This is a genomic window from Mesorhizobium sp. P160927 (assembly GCF_057766385.1).
This window is the reverse complement of the sequence record NZ_JBYMDW010000001.1, coordinates 3,130,736-3,148,298: the sequence shown is the minus strand read 5'-3', so window position 1 is coordinate 3,148,298 and position 17,563 is coordinate 3,130,736. Positions and strand designations below refer to the sequence as shown.

The 17,563-nt window shown below is 62.1% G+C and carries 13 protein-coding genes; 4 read left to right on the top strand and 9 right to left on the bottom strand.

Going from position 1 to position 17,563, the window contains the following annotated elements; translation table 11 throughout:
* Positions 1 to 3 precede the first annotated feature (3 nt).
* From glgC to AC3CB8_RS15040, 6 genes are all read right to left on the bottom strand, one after another.
* The gene (gene glgC / locus AC3CB8_RS15065; RefSeq protein ID WP_023771515.1) at positions 4 to 1,269 is read right to left on the bottom strand and encodes a glucose-1-phosphate adenylyltransferase; all 1,266 of its coding nucleotides are present in this window, start codon (positions 1,267 to 1,269) and stop codon (positions 4 to 6) included.
* Positions 1,270 to 1,320: 51 nt separating this feature from the next.
* Positions 1,321 to 3,534, bottom strand: a complete 2,214-nt coding sequence (gene glgB / locus AC3CB8_RS15060; RefSeq protein ID WP_023784606.1) for a 1,4-alpha-glucan branching protein GlgB — start codon at positions 3,532 to 3,534, stop codon at positions 1,321 to 1,323.
* A 71-nt stretch (positions 3,535 to 3,605) separates the two neighbouring features.
* On the bottom strand, positions 3,606 to 6,068 hold the full coding sequence (locus tag AC3CB8_RS15055; RefSeq protein ID WP_023771513.1) for a glycogen/starch/alpha-glucan phosphorylase: 2,463 nt from the start codon (positions 6,066 to 6,068) through the stop codon (positions 3,606 to 3,608).
* A 132-nt stretch (positions 6,069 to 6,200) separates the two neighbouring features.
* Entirely contained in the window at positions 6,201 to 6,983 is a 783-nt protein-coding gene (locus AC3CB8_RS15050) for an ATP-binding cassette domain-containing protein (protein ID WP_023771512.1), read from the bottom strand.
* Entirely contained in the window at positions 6,980 to 8,041 is a 1,062-nt protein-coding gene (locus AC3CB8_RS15045) for an ABC transporter permease (RefSeq protein WP_023771511.1), read from the bottom strand. The genes AC3CB8_RS15050 and AC3CB8_RS15045 overlap by 4 nt, the downstream gene beginning before the upstream one ends.
* A gap of 157 nt (positions 8,042 to 8,198) precedes the next feature.
* Positions 8,199 to 9,254, bottom strand: a complete 1,056-nt coding sequence (locus tag AC3CB8_RS15040) for a sugar ABC transporter substrate-binding protein (protein ID WP_411908817.1) — start codon at positions 9,252 to 9,254, stop codon at positions 8,199 to 8,201.
* Between the two features lie 189 nt (positions 9,255 to 9,443).
* Between AC3CB8_RS15040 and AC3CB8_RS15035 the strand changes: the two genes are divergently transcribed.
* The 4 genes from AC3CB8_RS15035 (at position 9,444) to AC3CB8_RS15020 (ending at position 13,411) form a co-directional block, all read left to right on the top strand.
* Positions 9,444 to 10,670, top strand: coding sequence for an ROK family transcriptional regulator (locus tag AC3CB8_RS15035; protein WP_023771509.1), 1,227 nt, complete (start codon positions 9,444 to 9,446; stop codon positions 10,668 to 10,670).
* Between the two features lies 1 nt (position 10,671).
* Complete coding sequence (locus AC3CB8_RS15030) at positions 10,672 to 11,118, top strand: RbsD/FucU family protein (protein WP_023784605.1); 447 nt, start codon at positions 10,672 to 10,674, stop codon at positions 11,116 to 11,118.
* Positions 11,115 to 12,038 carry a carbohydrate kinase family protein gene (locus tag AC3CB8_RS15025; RefSeq protein WP_023771507.1) on the top strand — a complete coding sequence of 308 codons (924 nt, stop codon included), beginning with the start codon at positions 11,115 to 11,117 and terminating at the stop codon, positions 12,036 to 12,038. Before AC3CB8_RS15030 ends, AC3CB8_RS15025 begins: the two co-directional genes overlap by 4 nt.
* 230 nt (positions 12,039 to 12,268) lie before the next feature.
* Positions 12,269 to 13,411: a DegT/DnrJ/EryC1/StrS family aminotransferase gene (locus AC3CB8_RS15020; RefSeq protein ID WP_352675690.1), complete on the top strand. Its 1,143-nt coding sequence runs from the start codon at positions 12,269 to 12,271 to the stop codon at positions 13,409 to 13,411.
* Positions 13,412 to 13,492: 81 nt separating this feature from the next.
* Here the strand turns inward: AC3CB8_RS15020 and AC3CB8_RS15015 are convergent, their stop codons facing one another.
* Genes AC3CB8_RS15015 through cysN form a run of 3 tightly spaced genes read right to left on the bottom strand, consistent with a single transcriptional unit; the run spans position 13,493 to position 17,563 of the window.
* Positions 13,493 to 14,755 carry an O-antigen ligase family protein gene (locus AC3CB8_RS15015; protein ID WP_352726738.1) on the bottom strand — a complete coding sequence of 421 codons (1,263 nt, stop codon included), beginning with the start codon at positions 14,753 to 14,755 and terminating at the stop codon, positions 13,493 to 13,495.
* A gap of 59 nt (positions 14,756 to 14,814) precedes the next feature.
* On the bottom strand, positions 14,815 to 15,615 hold the full coding sequence (gene cysQ, locus AC3CB8_RS15010) for a 3'(2'),5'-bisphosphate nucleotidase CysQ (RefSeq protein ID WP_032922624.1): 801 nt from the start codon (positions 15,613 to 15,615) through the stop codon (positions 14,815 to 14,817).
* A gap of 10 nt (positions 15,616 to 15,625) precedes the next feature.
* Positions 15,626 to 17,563 (bottom strand): sulfate adenylyltransferase subunit CysN, encoded by a 1,938-nt coding sequence (gene cysN / locus AC3CB8_RS15005; RefSeq protein WP_023784600.1) that lies wholly within the window; start codon positions 17,561 to 17,563, stop codon positions 15,626 to 15,628.

Genomic DNA, 17,563 nt, shown 5'->3' with positions numbered 1-17,563 from the left:
TGTTCAGGTCGACAACTTGTTGATCATGTCCTGTGTGATCAGGCAGATACCCTTTTCCGAAACCCGGAAGCGCTTGGCATCGAGGACGGGATCCTCGCCGACCACCAGCCCTTCGGGTATCCTTACACCGTGGTCGATGACGACGCGCTTCAACTTTGCGTTCCGGCCGACATGAACGTCGGGCAGCATGACAACCTCTTCCAGCGTTGAATAGGAATTGATGCGCGCGCCGGTGAAGATCAGGCTTTTCTTCAGCGAAGCGCCCGAGACGATGCAATCGCCCGACACCAGCGACGAGATCGCGGAACCGCGCCTGCCGTCCTCGTCATGCACGAACTTTGCCGGCGGCTTCAGTTCGGCATAGGTCCAGATCGGCCAGTCGCGGTCGTAGAGGTCGAGTTCAGGCGTCACGTCGGTCAGGTCGATGTTGGCCTCCCAATAAGCGTCGACCGTGCCGACATCGCGCCAGTAGGCCTCGTTCTCAGCGGTCGAACGCACGCAGGACTTGGTGAAGCGGTGCGCGATCGCCTTACCGTGCGTGACGATATAGGGGATGATGTCCTTGCCGAAGTCGCGGCTGGAGCCCGGCTCGGCGGCGTCGCGGCGCAGTTGTTCCATCAGGAACTTGGTCTTGAAAACGTAGATGCCCATCGAGGCCAGGGCCAATTCCGGGTTACCCGGAATGCCGGGCGGGTCGGCGGGCTTTTCGACAAAGGCGATGATGTTGTCCTTGGCATCGACATGCATGACGCCGAAGCCGGTCGCCTCCATGCGCGGCACTTCGAGGCAGCCAACCGTGACATCGGCGCCGGCATCGACATGCTGGCGCAGCATCAACTCGTAATCCATCTTGTAGATGTGATCGCCGGCCAGAATAACCATGTATTCCGGGCCATAGGCCTCGATGATATCGATGTTCTGGTAGACGGCGTCCGCCGTCCCCTCATACCACTGCGTTTCCGACACACGCTGGCTGGCCGGCAGGATGTCGAAACTCTCGTTTCGTTCGGGCCGCAGGAAGTTCCAGCCCCGCTGCAGGTGGCGGATCAGCGAATGCGCCTTGTATTGGGTGGCGACGCCGAGGCGGCGGATGCCGGAGTTGAGCGCATTGGAGAGCGCGAAATCAATGATGCGCGTTTTGCCGCCGAAATAGACCGCAGGCTTGGCCCGTCGGTCGGTCAGTTCCTTGAGGCGGCTGCCGCGCCCGCCGGCCAACACGTAGGCCATGGCGTCGCGGGCCAGCGGCTGGGTTCTTTTCAAGTCTGCCATTTATACCCTCCCAAGTTACTCGTATCGATGCGCTAACCAGCCTTAACGAGTTCAGTCGGCAGCGAGTTCAAGCATGATCGTCGACAGCGGAGGCAAAAGCATTGTTGCCGAGATGCTCTTGCCCTCCGCCCTTGCCTCGACCATCCCGCCATTGCCCATGCCGGAGCCGCCATATTCGGAAGCGTCGGTGTTGATGATCTCGCGCCACTTGCCGGCCTTCGGCAGCGGCACACGATAATTGTCGCGCGGCACCGGTGTGAAATTGGAGATGACGGCGACGGGATTGCCGCCGGGAGCGCTGCGCACCCAGGCGAAAACCGAATTCTGGCTGTCGTCGACGATCAGCCAGGAAAACCCTTCCGGCTCGCAGTCGCGGCCATGCAGGGCCGGGCGTGAACGATAGAGATAGTTGAGGTCGCGCACCGTCTGCCAGACGCCGCGATGCGTGCGGAAATCGAGCAGGTCCCAATCAAGCGCGCGCGCTTCGCTCCATTCGCGTCGCTGCGCGAATTCCTGGCCCATGAACAGCAGCTTCTTGCCGGGATAACCCCACATGAAGCCGTAATAGGCACGCAAGGTCGCGAATTTCTGCCAGTCGTCGCCGGCCATCTTGCCCAGCAGCGTGCCTTTGCCGTGCACGACCTCGTCATGCGAGAGCGGCAGTACGAAATTCTCCGAGAAGGCGTAGGTCAGGCCGAAGGTCAGCTCGTTGTGGTGATGCTTGCGGAAAATCGGCTCCTTGGAAAAATACTCCAGCGTGTCGTGCATGAAGCCCATGTTCCATTTGAAGCCGAAGCCCAGCCCGCCTTCATGGACAGGCGCCGAGACCTTTGGCCATGACGTCGATTCCTCGGCGATGGTCATGACGCCCGGATGGTGGCCGTACACCTCCTTGTTCATCTTCTGCAGGAAGCTGACCGCCTCGAGGTTTTCGCGCCCACCCTTCTCATTGGGGATCCATTCGCCGGCCCTGCGCGAATAGTCGAGGTAGAGCATCGAGGCGACCGCGTCGACGCGAAGACCGTCGACATGGTATTTTTCGGCCCAGAACAGCGCGTTGTTGACCAGGAACGACACCACCTCGCGACGGCCGAAATTGTAGATCGCGGTGTTCCAGTCCGGATGGAAGCCCTTGCGCGGGTCGGCATGCTCGTAGAGCGCGGTGCCGTCGAAATGGACCAGACCGTGCTCGTCGACAGGAAAATGCGCCGGCACCCAGTCGAGGATGACGCCGACGCCGGCACGGTGGGCGCCGTCGACAAAGCGGGCAAAGCCGTCCGGGTCGCCGAAGCGAGCCGACGGCGCGTAGAGCCCGGTTGTCTGATAACCCCAGGACGGGTCATAGGGATGCTCGGAGATCGGCAGGAATTCGATATGGGTAAAACCGGTCTCGATTACATAGGGGATCAGCCGGTCGGCCAGCTCATCCCATGACAGGAAGGTGCCGTCATCGCCAAGCTGCCAGGACCCGGCGTGCACCTCGTAGATCGAAATGGCCTCGCGGCGAGGGTCGGCGTTGCGCCAGAAACTGCGATGAGCCTCGTCACCCCATGCATGCGCCGGCGGCACCGCGGTCACCGAGGCGGTTGCCGGGCGCAGCTCTGATTTGAAGGCGAACGGATCGGCCTTCAGCGGCAACCTCACGCCATCGGGACCGATAATTTCATATTTATAGGGCCGGCCGGCACCGATATCGGGAATGAACAGCTCCCAGATGCCGGTGTCGCGACGGTCGCGCATCGTGTGCTGGCGGCCGTCCCAGTCGTTGAAGTCACCGACCACCGAAACGCGCCTGGCATTCGGGGCCCACACAGCGAAATGCACGCCGGAAGCGCCTTCGTGCTCGATGACATGCGCGCCGAGCTTGTCGAACAGCCTGAGATGCGAACCCTCGGCGATGTAATAATCGTCCATCGGCCCGAGTACCGGACCGAACGAATAGGGATCGGTCAGCCACCAGTCGCCGCCGGCATTGCGGGCGTGGTAGCGCAGCGGCTGGCGCTTCTTGATCGACAGCTTGCCTTCGAAGAAACCGGCCTCGTCGCGCCTGGTCAATTCGCCGGCCTCGATGCCACTCAGAGTATAGGCGGTAACAGACTGCGCGTGCGGAACGAAGCAGCGTGCGAACAGGCTCTTGCCGGCCTCCTGGACACCGAGAACCGCAAAGGGGTTGCCGTGCGTACCGGCGACAATCGCCTCGACATCGTTGGCTGGCGCCAGTCCGTCCGGCCCGCTTGTCGCAGCGGTCGCGCGCGGCTTCCTCATCAGGCGGTCGCCCTCCCCGGGCACCAAGTGTTTGTTTTTGCGGCCATCGTTCGTGGCCTTATGCAATCATATCAGACGGGTACGTTCCAGATTTCTTTCGCATATTGGCGGATCGTGCGATCGGAGGAGAACCAGCCGACCCGCGCGACGTTGCGGATGGCGCGCGCGTACCATTCGGGGCTGTTGCGCCAGACGGCGTCCACCTCGCGCTGGCAGGCGGCATAGGCGTCGAAATCCGCCGCGACCATGAACCAGTCGCTGTCATAGAGGCCATTGATGAGGTCGCGGTAGCGATTGGGATCATCGGGCGAGAAGACGCCCGACGAAACGGCCGCAACCGCCTGCGCCAGTTCGGGGGATGCCTCGATGACGCCGCGCGGATTGTAGCCATTGTTGCGCCGCTCGGCGACTTCTTCGGTGGTGAGGCCGAAGATGAAGATGTTGTCGTCGCCAACATGCTCCTTGATCTCGACATTGGCGCCGTCGAGCGTGCCGATGGTCAGCGCGCCGTTCAGCGCGAACTTCATGTTGCCCGTGCCAGAGGCTTCCATGCCGGCGGTCGAGATTTGCTCCGAAAGATCGGCGGCTGGCATCAGTACCTCGGCCAGGCTGACATTGTAATTCGGCACGAACACGACCTTCAGCAGCCCACGCACCGAAGGGTCGCTGTTGATCACTTTGGCGACGTCGTTGGCCAGTTTGATGATCAGCTTGGCGTTGTGGTAGCTGGGCGCGGCCTTGCCGCCGAAGAATTTCACGCGTGGCATCCAGTCGCGTTCGGGATGCGAACGGATCTGGTCATAGAGCGCGATCGCTTCGAGGATGTTGAGCAGCTGGCGCTTGTATTCGTGGATACGCTTGACCTGAATGTCGAAGAGCGCCGAAGGATCGAGCTTGATGCCGAGGCGATCGGCGACCAGATTGGCAAGCCTCACCTTGTTCTGGCGTTTCACGGCGGCGAATTTCTCGCGAAATGCGGTGTCGTCGGCGAGAGGATCGAGCCCCTTGATCGCTTCGATGTCATCCATGAAGCGGTCGCCGATCGCCTCGCGGGCAAGCGCGGTGAGGCCTGGATTGCACTGGATGAGCCAGCGCCGCGGCGTGATGCCGTTGGTCTTGTTGTTGATGCGATCGGGATAAAGTTTGTGGAGGTCGGCGAAGACCGTCTCCTTCATCAACTCGGTGTGCAGCGCCGACACGCCGTTGATCGAATGCGAGCCGACGAAGGCCAAATTGCCCATGCGCACCCGGCGGTCGCCATTCTCCTGGATAAGCGAGATACGGCTGATCTGCTCGTCCGAGAACTGATCGGTGGCGCGGGCTTCGAGCAGCACCTGCGCGTTGATGGCGTAGACGATCTGCATGTGGCGCGGCAAAAGCCGCTCGAACAGCGGCACCGGCCAGCTTTCCAGTGCCTCTGGCAACAGCGTGTGGTTGGTGTAGCCGAAGGTGCGCTTGGTGACATCCCAGGCGAGATCGAAATCCATGCCATGGACATCCATCAAGAGCCGCATCAGCTCGGGCACGGCGATCGCCGGATGGGTGTCGTTGAGGTGGATCGCCGCCTTGTCCGGCAGAGACTTGAGATCGCCATATTGGCTGAGATGGCGCTGCAGGATGTCCTGCAGCGAAGCGGTGGAGAAGAAGTATTCCTGGCGAAGCCTGAGCTCCTGCCCGGCCATGTGGGAATCGGCTGGATAGAGCACCCGCGACAGCGCATCGGCCTTGTTGCTTTCGGCCAGCGCCCCGATGTGGTCGCCGGCGTTGAACTTGTCGAGCCGGATCGGGTCGATCGGCATGCCGGACCACAGGCGCAGCGTGTTGACGCGCTTGGCCCGCCAGCCAGCCACGGGCGTGTCATAGGCGACCGCAAGCACATGCTCCCTCGGCTTCCAGACATGGCGTTCGAGGCGGCCGTCCTTCGAGGTGATCGATTCGACCGAACCACCGAAACCGACTTCGAAGGAGCGCTCGCGCCGCTCGAATTCCCAGGGGTTGCCGTGGTCAAGCCAGGTCTCGGGTAACTCGACCTGCCAGCCATCGTGGATTTCCTGGCGGAACATGCCGTTGGCATAGCGGATGCCGTAGCCATGCGCGGGGATGTCGACGGTGGCCATGCTTTCCATGAAGCAGGCGGCGAGCCGGCCAAGGCCGCCATTGCCGAGGGCCGCGTCCGGTTCCAGCGCCGCGATCAGGTCGAGATCGACGCCGAGCGACGACAGCGCCTCACGCATGTTCTCCATCAGGCCGAGATTGGAAAAGGCGTCGCGCATCAGACGCCCAATCAGGAATTCGAGCGACAGGTAGTAAACGCGCTTTTCCTGTTGGTCGTAAGCTTCCTTGGTCGCCTGCATCCAATGGTCGACGACGCGGTCGCGCACGACCTTGATCGTGGCGGTCAGCCAGTCGTACTGGGTCGCGACGGTGGTGTCCTTGCCGACCCGGTACTTGAGCGACATCAAGACTTCTTCAGCAAGCGTCTTGGGATCGGGATTGTCGAGAGCGGGGGCTTCGATCGTCATGGCGGATGTCATATCGCCTCTCGTTCGGTTTGGCCTGATCATACCGGCTTTCGCCGTTTCTCCCAGCCCATCCTAGTGCATTGCAACATGTTTTCAATCGATTTAGAGAACGCCCCGTCTGCTTACGCCGCGGCAAGTTGGCAGTCAGGCCGCCAAAGCCGCCTCCGGGGGTGCTTTTGCCCCGGTCATGAAGGCAACGGCGTCGGACATGGTATATTGCTTGGGGTCGATGACGCACAGTCGACGGCCCAGACGGTGGATGTGGATGCGGTCCGCCACCTCGAAGACGTGCGGCATGTTGTGCGAGATAAGCACGATCGGCAGGCCGCGCTTCTTCACGTCGAGGATCAGTTCGAGCACGCGGCGGCTCTCCTTGACACCGAGCGCCGCCGTCGGCTCGTCCATGATGACCATCTTCGACCCGAAGGCGGCGGCGCGGGCCACCGCCACGCCCTGGCGTTGGCCGCCCGACAGGGTCTCCACCGCCTGGCTGATATTCTGGATGGTCATCAAGCCGAGTTCGGTGAGCTTGTCGCGGGCACGCTTTTCCATTGCCGGACGGTCCAGCATGCGAAGCCACTGGCCGACGAAGCCGGGTTTGCGGATCTCGCGGCCAAGGAACATGTTGTCGGCGATCGACAGCGCCGGCGACAAGGCCAGGTTCTGGTATACGGTTTCGATGCCGGCTTCGCGAGCTTCCATCGGCGACTTGAAGGACACGGGTTTGCCTTCAAGCCGGATTTCGCCTTCGTCCGGCACGGCCGCGCCGGAAATCGCCTTGATGAGCGACGACTTGCCGGCGCCGTTGTCGCCGATGACGGCAAGGATTTCGCCGGGGTAAAGGTCGAAATCGGCATTGTCGAGAGCGGTGACGCGGCCATACCGCTTGACCAGACCGCGTGCGGTGAGGATGGGTTCCTGGGTCATGCCGAAACCTTTCTGATCCATTGGTCGATGGCGACGGCGCCGATGATCAGCACGCCGGTGAGCAGTACTTTCCATTGCGGATCGGCGCCCAGCATATTGAGCCCCATCGAGACGACGCCGACGATCATCGCGCCGAACAGCGTGCCGAGGATGGAGCCGCGGCCGCCGAAGAGAGAAATACCGCCGATCACCGTCGCGGTGATCGCCTGCAGATTGTAGTCGGTCACAGCGGCGGACGGCGAGATCGAGCCGTTGCGGCCGATGGAGACCCAGGCCGCGAAAGCGGCGATCAGCCCGGCAAGGGTGTAGACCGTCATCAGCACCTTCTTGGTCTGGATACCCGACAGCTTCGCCGCCTCCTGGTCGTCGCCGACGGCGTAGACATGACGGCCCCATGCCGTATGGTTGAGCACGTACCAAAGAACCATCACGAGCACGACCGTGGCGATGACGCCGAGCGTCAGCACCGCCGTGCCGACCTTGAAGCTCAGGGCAAACAGGTGCAGCAGCGGTGCCTGGTTGTCGACGTCGGTGTCGCGGATCGTCTCATTGGCCGAATAGATGAAGTTCGTGGCCATGACGATGTTCCAGGTGCCAAGCGTCACGATGAAGGGCGGCAGCTTCATATAGGCGACCAGCAGCCCGTTCAGCAGCCCGCAAGCCGCACCGGCGGCAAGCCCGATCGCCACGGCGAGCACGCTCGGCATGCCGTAGCTGACCGCGCAATTGCCCATGATCACCGCCGAAATCACCATGATCACCCCTATCGAAAGGTCGATGCCGGCGGTCAGGATGACCAGTGTCTGCGCGGCCCCGAGAATGCCGACGATGGCAATCTGCTGCAGGATCAGCGTCAGCGTGTAGGACGAGAAGAACCGCCCTCCGATAGTGATGCCGAAGATGACGATCGACAGAAGCAGCACGATCAGCGGCACCGCCGCGGGCGTCGAATGCAGAAAATGCTGGATGCGCTTGACGGCTGATTTGTGCTCGTCAAAAGCGGCTACACTTGTATCGCTGGCCGAGAGAACCTTCTCGAATTCCTGAGCTTGAGCCATGTTTCCTCCCCGTAGAGCTTCAGCCACGCGCTGACGCCGTCCACGCCTCCGGTCTGTCGCCGGGATTATCTGCGTTTACAGTGATGCATCGTCCACCCGATGCGGCCGGGGATCAAGTCCCCCGGCCGCGTCGGTTCCGTTGCCGGTCAGGCCAGTATCAGCCCCAGCACTTGGCGAGGCCTTCCTTGGTGTCGATGGACTTGACGCCCGTCGCCGGCTTGTCGGTGACGAGGTTGACGCCGGTGTCGAAGAAGTTCTTGCCCTCGGTCGGCTTCGGCTTGGTGCCGTCCTTGGCGAAAGCGGCGATCGCCTCGATGCCGAGTGCGGCCATCTGCAGCGGATATTGCTGCGAGGTGGCGCCGATCACGCCTTCGGCGACCGACTTCACACCGGGGCAACCACCGTCGACCGAGACGATCAGCACCTGGCTTTCGAGGCCGACAGCCTTGAGCGCCTGATAGGCGCCGACCGCGGCCGGCTCGTTGATAGTGTGGATGACGGTAATGGTGTTGTCCTTTTGCAGAAGGTTTTCCATCGCCTTGCGGCCGCCTTCCTCGTTACCGTTCGTCACATCATGGCCGACGATGCGCGGATCGGTCTCATCGCCGATCTTGTTGGGGTCCTTCACGTCGATGCCGTAGCCCATCATGAAGCCCTGGTCGCGCAGAACGTCCACCGTCGGCTGCGAGGGTGTCAGGTCGAGGAAGCCGATCTTGGCGTCCTTTGCCTTGTCGCCTAGCGTGGCGGCCGCCCAGGCGCCGATCAGCTTGCCGGCCTCCAGATTGTCGGTGGCGAAGGTCGCGTCGGCGGCGTCGATCGGATCGAGCGGCGTGTCCAGCGCAATCACCAGGAGGCCCGCATCGCGCGCCTTCTTCACCGTCGGCACGATGCCCTTGGTGTCGGACGCGGTTATCAAAATGCCCTTGGCGCCGTCGGCGATGCAGCTTTCGATCGCCGCCACCTGGCTCTCGCTGTCACCGTCGATCTTGCCCGCATAGGTTTTGAGATCGACTCCAAGTTCCTTGGCCTTGGCGGTCGCGCCCTCCTTCATCTTGACGAAGAACGGATTGGTGTCGGTCTTGGTGATCAGGCAGGCGCCGACGCCCGCAGCGGACGCAGACGAAGCGAACGCCATCAGACCCAGCGCGGCCGCCGCGAAAACGGTGGACTTCAACAGTTTTGTATTGGTCACGATTTCCTCCCAGTGGAACATTTTCGAATGCCGGCCAACCGGCACCCGCACGGCATCCAGGCGACTTCTCCCAGCGCGGATGCCCCCTCAAGGAACACCACGCCAGGGCATCTGTCAATAATTAAATCACTCTTATTTATTATTGACAGCGTTGCGTCGTTCACTCATTCTGACCCAAAAGCATTGTGGGGAAACGACGGGAGGAACAGGGTGGAGACGGCCACTGCGAGGCATGGTTCGCCCGAAGCGAACGAGAGCCTCATTCACCGCGGCACCAACCAGAGCGGCATGCGCGACCACAACGAGCGCCTGGTGCTTTCGCTGGTGCGCCAGCACGGCAGTCTGGCGAAGTCCGACATTGCCCGCATGACCGGACTTTCGGCGCAGACGGTCTCGGTCATCATGCGCGAGTTGGAGGAAGAAAGCCTGCTCGTGCGCCAAGCGCCGTTGCGCGGCAAGATCGGCCAGCCCTCGATCCCCATGGCGCTCAACCCCGAAGGCGCCTTCTTCATCGGCCTCAAGATCGGCCGCCGCAGCGCCGAACTCGTGCTGATCGATTTCCTCGGACAGGTGCGCGCGATGCTGCAGCATTCCTACCGCTACCCTGCCCCACGCGAGACGGTCGAGTTCGTCACTTCAGGCATGAAGACGATGCGTGGCGAGCTGACGCCGGCACAGGACAAGCGCATCGCCGGACTTGGCATCGCCATGCCGTTCGAGCTCTGGAACTGGGCCGACACCGCCGGCGCCCCGCGCGACGTGATGGACGAATGGCGCCATCGTGACATCAGGACCGACATCCAGGCGCAGTGCGACTTTCCGGTCTATCTGCAGAACGATGCCACCTCTGCCTGCGGCGCCGAACTGGTCTTTGGCCAGACGGGCGCGGCGCGGGATTTCGTCTATTTCTACATCGGCGCCTTTGCCGGCGGCGGCATCGTGCTCAACGGCCGGCTGTTTGGCGGGCCGACCGGCAATGCCGGCGCACTCGGCTCCATGCCTGTGCCGGGGCCGGATGGAAAACCGACCCAGCTGATCGACGTGGCCTCGATCGCCATGCTCGAAAAAAAACTCAATGCGCGTGGCGTCGAGGCATCCTATCTGTGGACCTCACCCGAGGATTGGGGGGAGATCGGCGCCGCGCTCGACGAGTGGATCGCCAGCGCCTCGCAGGCGCTCGCTTACGCCATCGTGGCAGCGTCCTCGGTCATCGATTTCGAAGCCGCGGTGATCGACGGCTGGATGCCGAAGGCCGTGCGCCAGAGGCTGGTCGAGGCGGTCGTGACGGCAATCGGCGCCATCGACGGCGAAGGGCTGAAACTCCCGGCCGTCCGCGAGGGAAGCGTGGGTATCCATGCCCGGGCGCTCGGGGGCGCCAGCCTGCCGCTTTCCGAACGCTTCCTGATCGGTTCGACGACGATCTCCAGGGGCGCTTGAAATGCTGATCGGGATTCCGGCGCTGCTTGGTCCGGAGCTTCTGGCGACGTTGCGCGCCATGGGCCATGGTGACGAGATTGCCCTGGTCGACGGGAACTATCCGGCACAGGAGCAGGCAAGGCGCCTCATCAGGACCGATGGCCATGCCCTCATGCCCGTACTCGACGCGATACTGACGCTGCTTCCGGTCGACGATGTCGTGCCGGAGGCGCTGTTTCGCGCCTCGGTGAAAGGCGATCCGTCGCTTGCCGACCCTGTCCATCGTGAAATGGAAGCGATCTGCGCCAAACGCGCGCCGGGCCGTAAGGTGGTTGCGCTGGCCGGCGCCGACTTCTATGCACGGGTCAAATCGGCGCATGCCATCGTCGCGACAAGCGAGCCGCGGCTTTACGCCAACATCATCATCCGCAAGGGCGTGATCTATCCGCCGGAGACCGAGAAGCCATGATCCTCTGCTGCGGTGAAGCCTTGATCGACATGCTGCCGCGCACCACCACGGAGAATGAGCCGGCTTTTGCCCCCTATGTCGGCGGCGCTGTCTTCAACACAGCGATAGCGCTCGGCCGCTTGGGCGCGCCGGCCGGCTTCTTCTCGGGCCTGTCGTCGGACCTGTTCGGCGGTCAATTCAGGGACGCGTTGGGGGCGAGCAAGGTCAGTTCCACCTACGCACACACCTCGCCCCGACCGACGACCCTGGCGTTCGTGCGGCTGAACAATGGCCAGGCGACCTACACCTTCTATGACGAGAACACGGCCGGGCGCATGCTGACCATCGAAGACCTGCCGCAACTCGGCAGCGAGATCGAGGCGATGCTGTTCGGCGCCATCAGCCTGATCTCGGAGCCGGCTGGGTCGGCCTATGAGGAATTCATGCAGCGCGAGCATGGGGCCCGCGTGATGATGCTCGATCCCAACATCCGGCCGAACTTCATTCCCGACAAGGCCAAACACCTCAGGCGCATCCGGGAGATGATGGCGATGGCCGACATCGTCAAACTGTCGGACGAAGACCTCGACTGGTTCGGCGAAGCCGGCTCGCACGAGGATGTCGTGCGCAATTGGCTCGACCGCGGCCCGAAGCTGATCGTCGTCACGCATGGCAGCGAGGGTGCCGTTGGCTACAGCAAACAGCATCGTGTCACCGTCATGCCAGACACAGTGAAGGTGGTGGACACCGTCGGCGCCGGAGACACGTTCAACGCCGGCATCCTTGCCTCCCTGCATGAGCAAGGCCTGTTGACGAAGGCAGCGATTTCCAGCCTGTCCGAGGACGCTATTCGCAAAGCATTGGCGCTCGGCGCCAAGGCGGCGGCAGTGACGGTATCACGAGCCGGCGCCAATCCCCCCTGGCGGCACGAGATCGGCTGATCGGCTCTCCAGCGCGATCACTTTATGTTTCCAGGCGCCGGAAAACCTCGATAAGAATGAGCTGAATTGTACCGCCAACCCCGGATTGCCGGCTTTGTGGGACAATATGCCGGCAAAATGTGGTAACGGGCTGCGACACTTGCACCAAGTCCCCGAATCCGCAGCCGGCTTTTTCAGCCGCGCCAAGTCTGGTACCAGCAGGCCGGTTATTGGCAGGTATTGAGGCCGACATGCAATTCATCGATCTTAGCGCGCAGCGCGAACGAATCCGCGACCGGCTGAAAGCCGCGATCGATCACGTGGTCGAGGATGGCCGCTACATCCTTGGTCCCCAGGTTGCTGAATTCGAGAAGAAGCTCGCCGCCTATGTCGGCGTCAAGCACGTGATTGCCTGCGCCAACGGCACCGACGCACTGCTTTTGCCGCTGTTCGCCGCCGGCATCGGCCCGGGTGACGCGGTGTTCGTGCCGAGCTTCACCTTCGCCGCCACGGCGGAAGTGGTGGCGCTGGCCAAGGCCGAGCCGGTTTTCGTCGATGTCGATCCGACAACCTACAACATCGACATAGCCAGCCTCGAGGCGGCGATCGCGGCCATCAAGAAGGAAGGTCGATTGAAGCCGAAGGCGATCATCCCTGTCGACCTGTTCGGTCTTGCCGCCGACTATGAGGCGCTCATGACTATTGCCAATCGCGAAGACTTATTGGTGATCGAGGACGCAGCCCAGTCCATGGGTGGCTCGCTGGAAGGCAGGATGTGCGGCGCGTTCGGCCATGTCGGCTCGACCAGCTTCTATCCGGCCAAGCCGCTCGGCTGCTATGGCGACGGCGGCGCGATGTTCACCAATGATGACGCTCTGGCCGACGCGCTCAGATCGTTCGCCTTCCACGGCAAGGGCGAGACGCAGTACGACAACATCCGCGTCGGCATCAATTCACGGCTCGATACGCTGCAGGCGGCGATCCTGCTCGAGAAGCTCGCCATCCTCGAGGAAGAGATGGTGGCGCGGCAGGTGGTGGCCCAACGCTACGCTGAAGGTCTCGGCGACATCGTCACCGCAGCCCGCAACCTGGATGGCAGCCGCTCGGCCTGGGCGCAATACGCGATCGAGACGCCGAAACGCGACGGGCTTAAAGCGCATTTGAGCGAAAAGGGCATTCCGTCCGTCATCTACTACGTCAAGCCGCTGCATGAGCAGATCGCCTATCGCGACTACCCGCGCACGCCGACTGGTCTTGCCGTTTCGGAGGACCTGCCGAAACGCATCCTGTGCCTGCCGATGCACCCCTATCTCGGCGAGGCCGACCAGGACCGGATCATCGAAACGATCCGCAATTATATCGGCTCGAACTCGGCGCAGGCCGCGGCCGAATAGGCGTCGGGCACGGGATAGCTGACCAACACCTCCTTGGCATAGGGCGCCGACGGCCGCAGGCGGTTCGCTTCGCCCGTTAGACTAGCTTGAGAAGGCCGCCGCGTGTCTTGTGATCCGGTCCTTCATTTCCGATCGGGTCACGGAACGGCACTGCACTATGCAGATGCCCGCCGCGAAGACCAAAGTGCCCAACACCCATGACAACCAGATCCGATGGTCTACCGAGAGTTCGACGACAGCTATCATCAGGTAGCAGCTGGCTATGAAATGGCAGGGGCCGCTCAAACCGCCGATCATTCTTATGATCGCCGCCAGGAGCACCCCATACACGATGATGCCCAGCGCTCCCAGTTCGTACCACAAATCGAATACAATATTATGTGCGCTTGGGAGATCCGCCTGCGCATAATATGTGGGACTCACGACAACTCCGGCCGCGTTTCTCATCGTATTGGCGCCATGGCCGAGGATCGGCTGCTCCGCGATGTGGGGCGAAATCATCTGCCATAGATCAAGCCGCGCTGCGAAGGTTCCTGGATAAAAAACCAGCCAACTCGTTGTTTTGAGGTAGGCGAACAGCGGCGCGACGACGAAGGGGGCGATCAGGGCAAGAGACAAATAGACGGCGAAAAATCCAACCAAAACGTGTTGGCGGTATTTCGCGGGCATGACAAACATCACCGCCACGAAGACAATCGCCAGATTGACGCCGGTCGATTGGCCGTGGAGCAATGTCAGCACGGCGAAGAGAGCCGCAAGCCCTTTCCAGACCAGCCTCGGCTGGGCGAGAAATATGACGGCAAAAAAAACCCCGGAAACCGTGATCTTGTGGAGGGTGAAAACGTTCTCCACAAAGCGTGGATCTTCGGTCAAAAACGCAAAATACAGTTCCCAGCCCATCACCGATACGACGCCGATCAACATGCCGGCCAATGACACCCGCGCGAGCCGCTCGCGTTGAGCGCTCGCAAGCGCGAGGATGCCCTGAAACAGCATGACAGCGGCGATCGAGTAGCCAAACACGTCCCTCGCCGCCATGAGAGAGCGGCTCACATCGACCGACCACAGGGCGCTCGAAAGGACAAAGCCTGACAAGAGAGCGAGAGCAACTGCGAGGCCTGTCGTGCCTCTGCCAAAACGCGCACGCTTCGTCAAAAGGGCGAGAGCGCCCATGAGTGCCCCCACAAGCGCCAAGACCGTTGGAGACATTTCAACGAAGGCGAAAAGGGCGGGAGAGAGGGCGTAGAGGCCCAGCAACATCCTGAAGACTATTTCATCACGATTGCTGGTCCATGCGGGAAAGCCGCCCAAAATGACGGCATGGCATTTCTGAAACAACGACATTCACTTACCGACTCAGGGGACGTCGATAAAGGATAAGCCATCGACGAGGATTTTTCACCTCAACAATCGATGCGTCCTCGGCTTGCAGCCTTGCCGCTGGCGATGAAATGGGGGTTGGCGAAATCCGCGTCATCGGCCTGGTTGCGCTTGCCATAGGTCAAGGGCTTGCCGTCCAGCGTCCGGGTCGTGCCGCCGGCGGCACGTAGCACCGCGTCACCCGCCGCGGTGTCCCATTCCATGGTGCGACCAAAGCGCGGATAAACATCCGCCTCGGCATTGGCGAGGAGGCAGAATTTCAGTGACGAACCTACCGAGACGATCTCGGCGGCACCAAGGTCGCGAATATAGGCTTCGGTTTCCGGCGTGTTGTGCGAGCGGCTGGCAACCACGGCCAGCGGCGTCGCGGCCGTTCTCACCGAAATCGGCCGGCGGGAAACGATCCGGTAGTCGTCATCGACTTCGAGTGCTTCCGCCCTGCCCGGCCGGCCGGAAAAAAACCGGCCGCTGCAGGGCGCGAAGACCACGCCGACTTCCGGCACGCCATGGCGGACAAGCGCGATGTTGACGGTAAAGTCGGTGCGCCGGTTGACGAATTCCTTGGTGCCATCAAGCGGATCAACGAGGAAGAAGGTCTCGCCAAGTTGGCCCGGCATGACGCCGGCCGCCGCTTCCTCCTCGGCCACGCACGGAATATCCGGGAATGCGGCGCGCAGGCCTGCAAGAATGATCTTCTCGCTCTCGCGGTCCGCCTCGGTCACCGGCGAGGCGTCCGACTTGCGGTCGACCGCGCAGCCAGCGTGGAATACGCGCATCACCTCGCGCCCGGCCGCCAGCGCTAGCCGCTCGAAGATTTCAAGCATCGACGTGTCGTCAGATGCCGCCGCCATTGTCATATTGGTCTTCGGCAATGTCACGCTCGTTCAGCCAGTGTTCCAAGGCATCTACCATCTCTTCAGCCGATCTGCCGAGCGTCTTCAGATGGATCTCCGGTTTCTCCGGTGCTTCGTACGGCGAATCGACACCGGTGAAATTCTTGATCTCGCCATTCAGCGCGCGGGCATAGAGGCCCTTCGGATCGCGCCTTGCGCATTCCTCGAAAGGCGTATCGACAAACACCTCGATGAACTCGCCATCGGCCATCAATTCCCTGGCCATCCGCCGCTCGGCGCTGAACGGGGAAATGAAGGAGACAATGACGATCAGCCCGGCGTCGGCCATCAGCTTGGCCACTTCGGCGACGCGGCGAATGTTCTCGACGCGATCGGCATCGGTGAATCCGAGATCCCGGTTGAGACCGTGGCGGACATTGTCGCCATCGAGAATGTAGGTATGACGCCCGGTGGCGAAAAGCTTCTTCTCGAACAGGTTGGCGATGGTCGACTTGCCGGAGCCCGAAAGCCCCGTGAACCAGAACACGGCGGGCCGCTGGTTCTTCATGTCGGCACGCACGCGCTTGCCGACATCGAGCGATTGCCAATGGATGTTTTCGGCGCGGCGCAGCGAGTGTACGATCATGCCTGCGCCAACCGTGGCGTTACTGATGCGATCGATCAGAATAAAGGCGCCAGTGGTCCGGTTCTCGCCAAACGGATCGAAGGCGATCGGCGCCCGGGTCGAAATGTTACAGATACCGACCTCGTTCATTTCAAGCGACTTGGCCGCCTCATGGGCAAAGTCGTTGACATTGATGCGGTACTTCAGGTCGGTGACGGTGGCGCTGGTCTGATCGGTCTCGGTGCGCAGGATATAGGAACGGCCCGGCAGTAGCGCATGCTCGTCGAACCAGACGATGTTGGCGGCGAACTGGTCGGCGACCTGCGGCCGTGCGGACGGGGAAACCAGCATGTTGCCCCTGGAAACCTCGACCTCGTCGTCGAGAACGAGCGTTATGGCCTGGCCGGCCACCGCCTGTTCGAGATCGCCGCCATAGGCGACGATGCGTTTGACATGCGAGGACTTGCCCGATTTGGCGACCACGACCTCGTCGCCTTGCGCAATAATACCGGACGCAATGGTGCCGGCAAAACCGCGAAAATCGAGATTGGGGCGATTGACGTACTGAACCGGAAAGCGGAATGGCAGCTCGGCCGTGGCTTCCTCGACGGCGACGGTTTCGAGATGCTCGATCAATGTCGGGCCGGAATACCAATGCGTGTTTTCGGAGCGGCCGCTGACATTGTCGCCGTAGCGGGCTGACATCGGAATCGGCGCGATGGTCTGGAAGCCAAGGTCGCGTGAGAACTGCCGGTAGTCCTCGACGATCCTGTTGAAGACCGCCTGGTCAAAACCGACGAGATCGATCTTGTTGACCGCCAGCACGATGTGGCGGATGCCGAGCAGCGAGGCGATGATCGAATGGCGCCGCGTCTGGCGCAACACCCCCTGCCGGGCATCGATCAGCACGATCGCCAGGTCGGCCGTCGAAGCACCTGTCGCCATGTTGCGGGTATATTGCTCGTGGCCGGGCGTGTCGGCGACGATGAACTTGCGCTTGGGCGTGGCAAAGAAGCGGTAGGCGACGTCGATGGTGATGCCTTGCTCGCGCTCCGCCTCGAGGCCGTCGACCAACAGCGCGAAGTCGACGTCGTCGCCCGTCGTGCCGTGCTTGCGCGAATCGCGTTCGAGCGCGGCGAGCTGGTCCTCGAAAATCTGCTTGGTGTCGGAGAGCAGGCGTCCGATCAACGTCGACTTGCCATCATCCACCGAACCGCAGGTCAGGAAGCGCAGCAGCGACTTCTTCTCCTGCGCGGCCAGATAATCGCGAACGCCGTCGGTTGGAGCCAGGCTCTTTGCCATGATGTGGCGCAT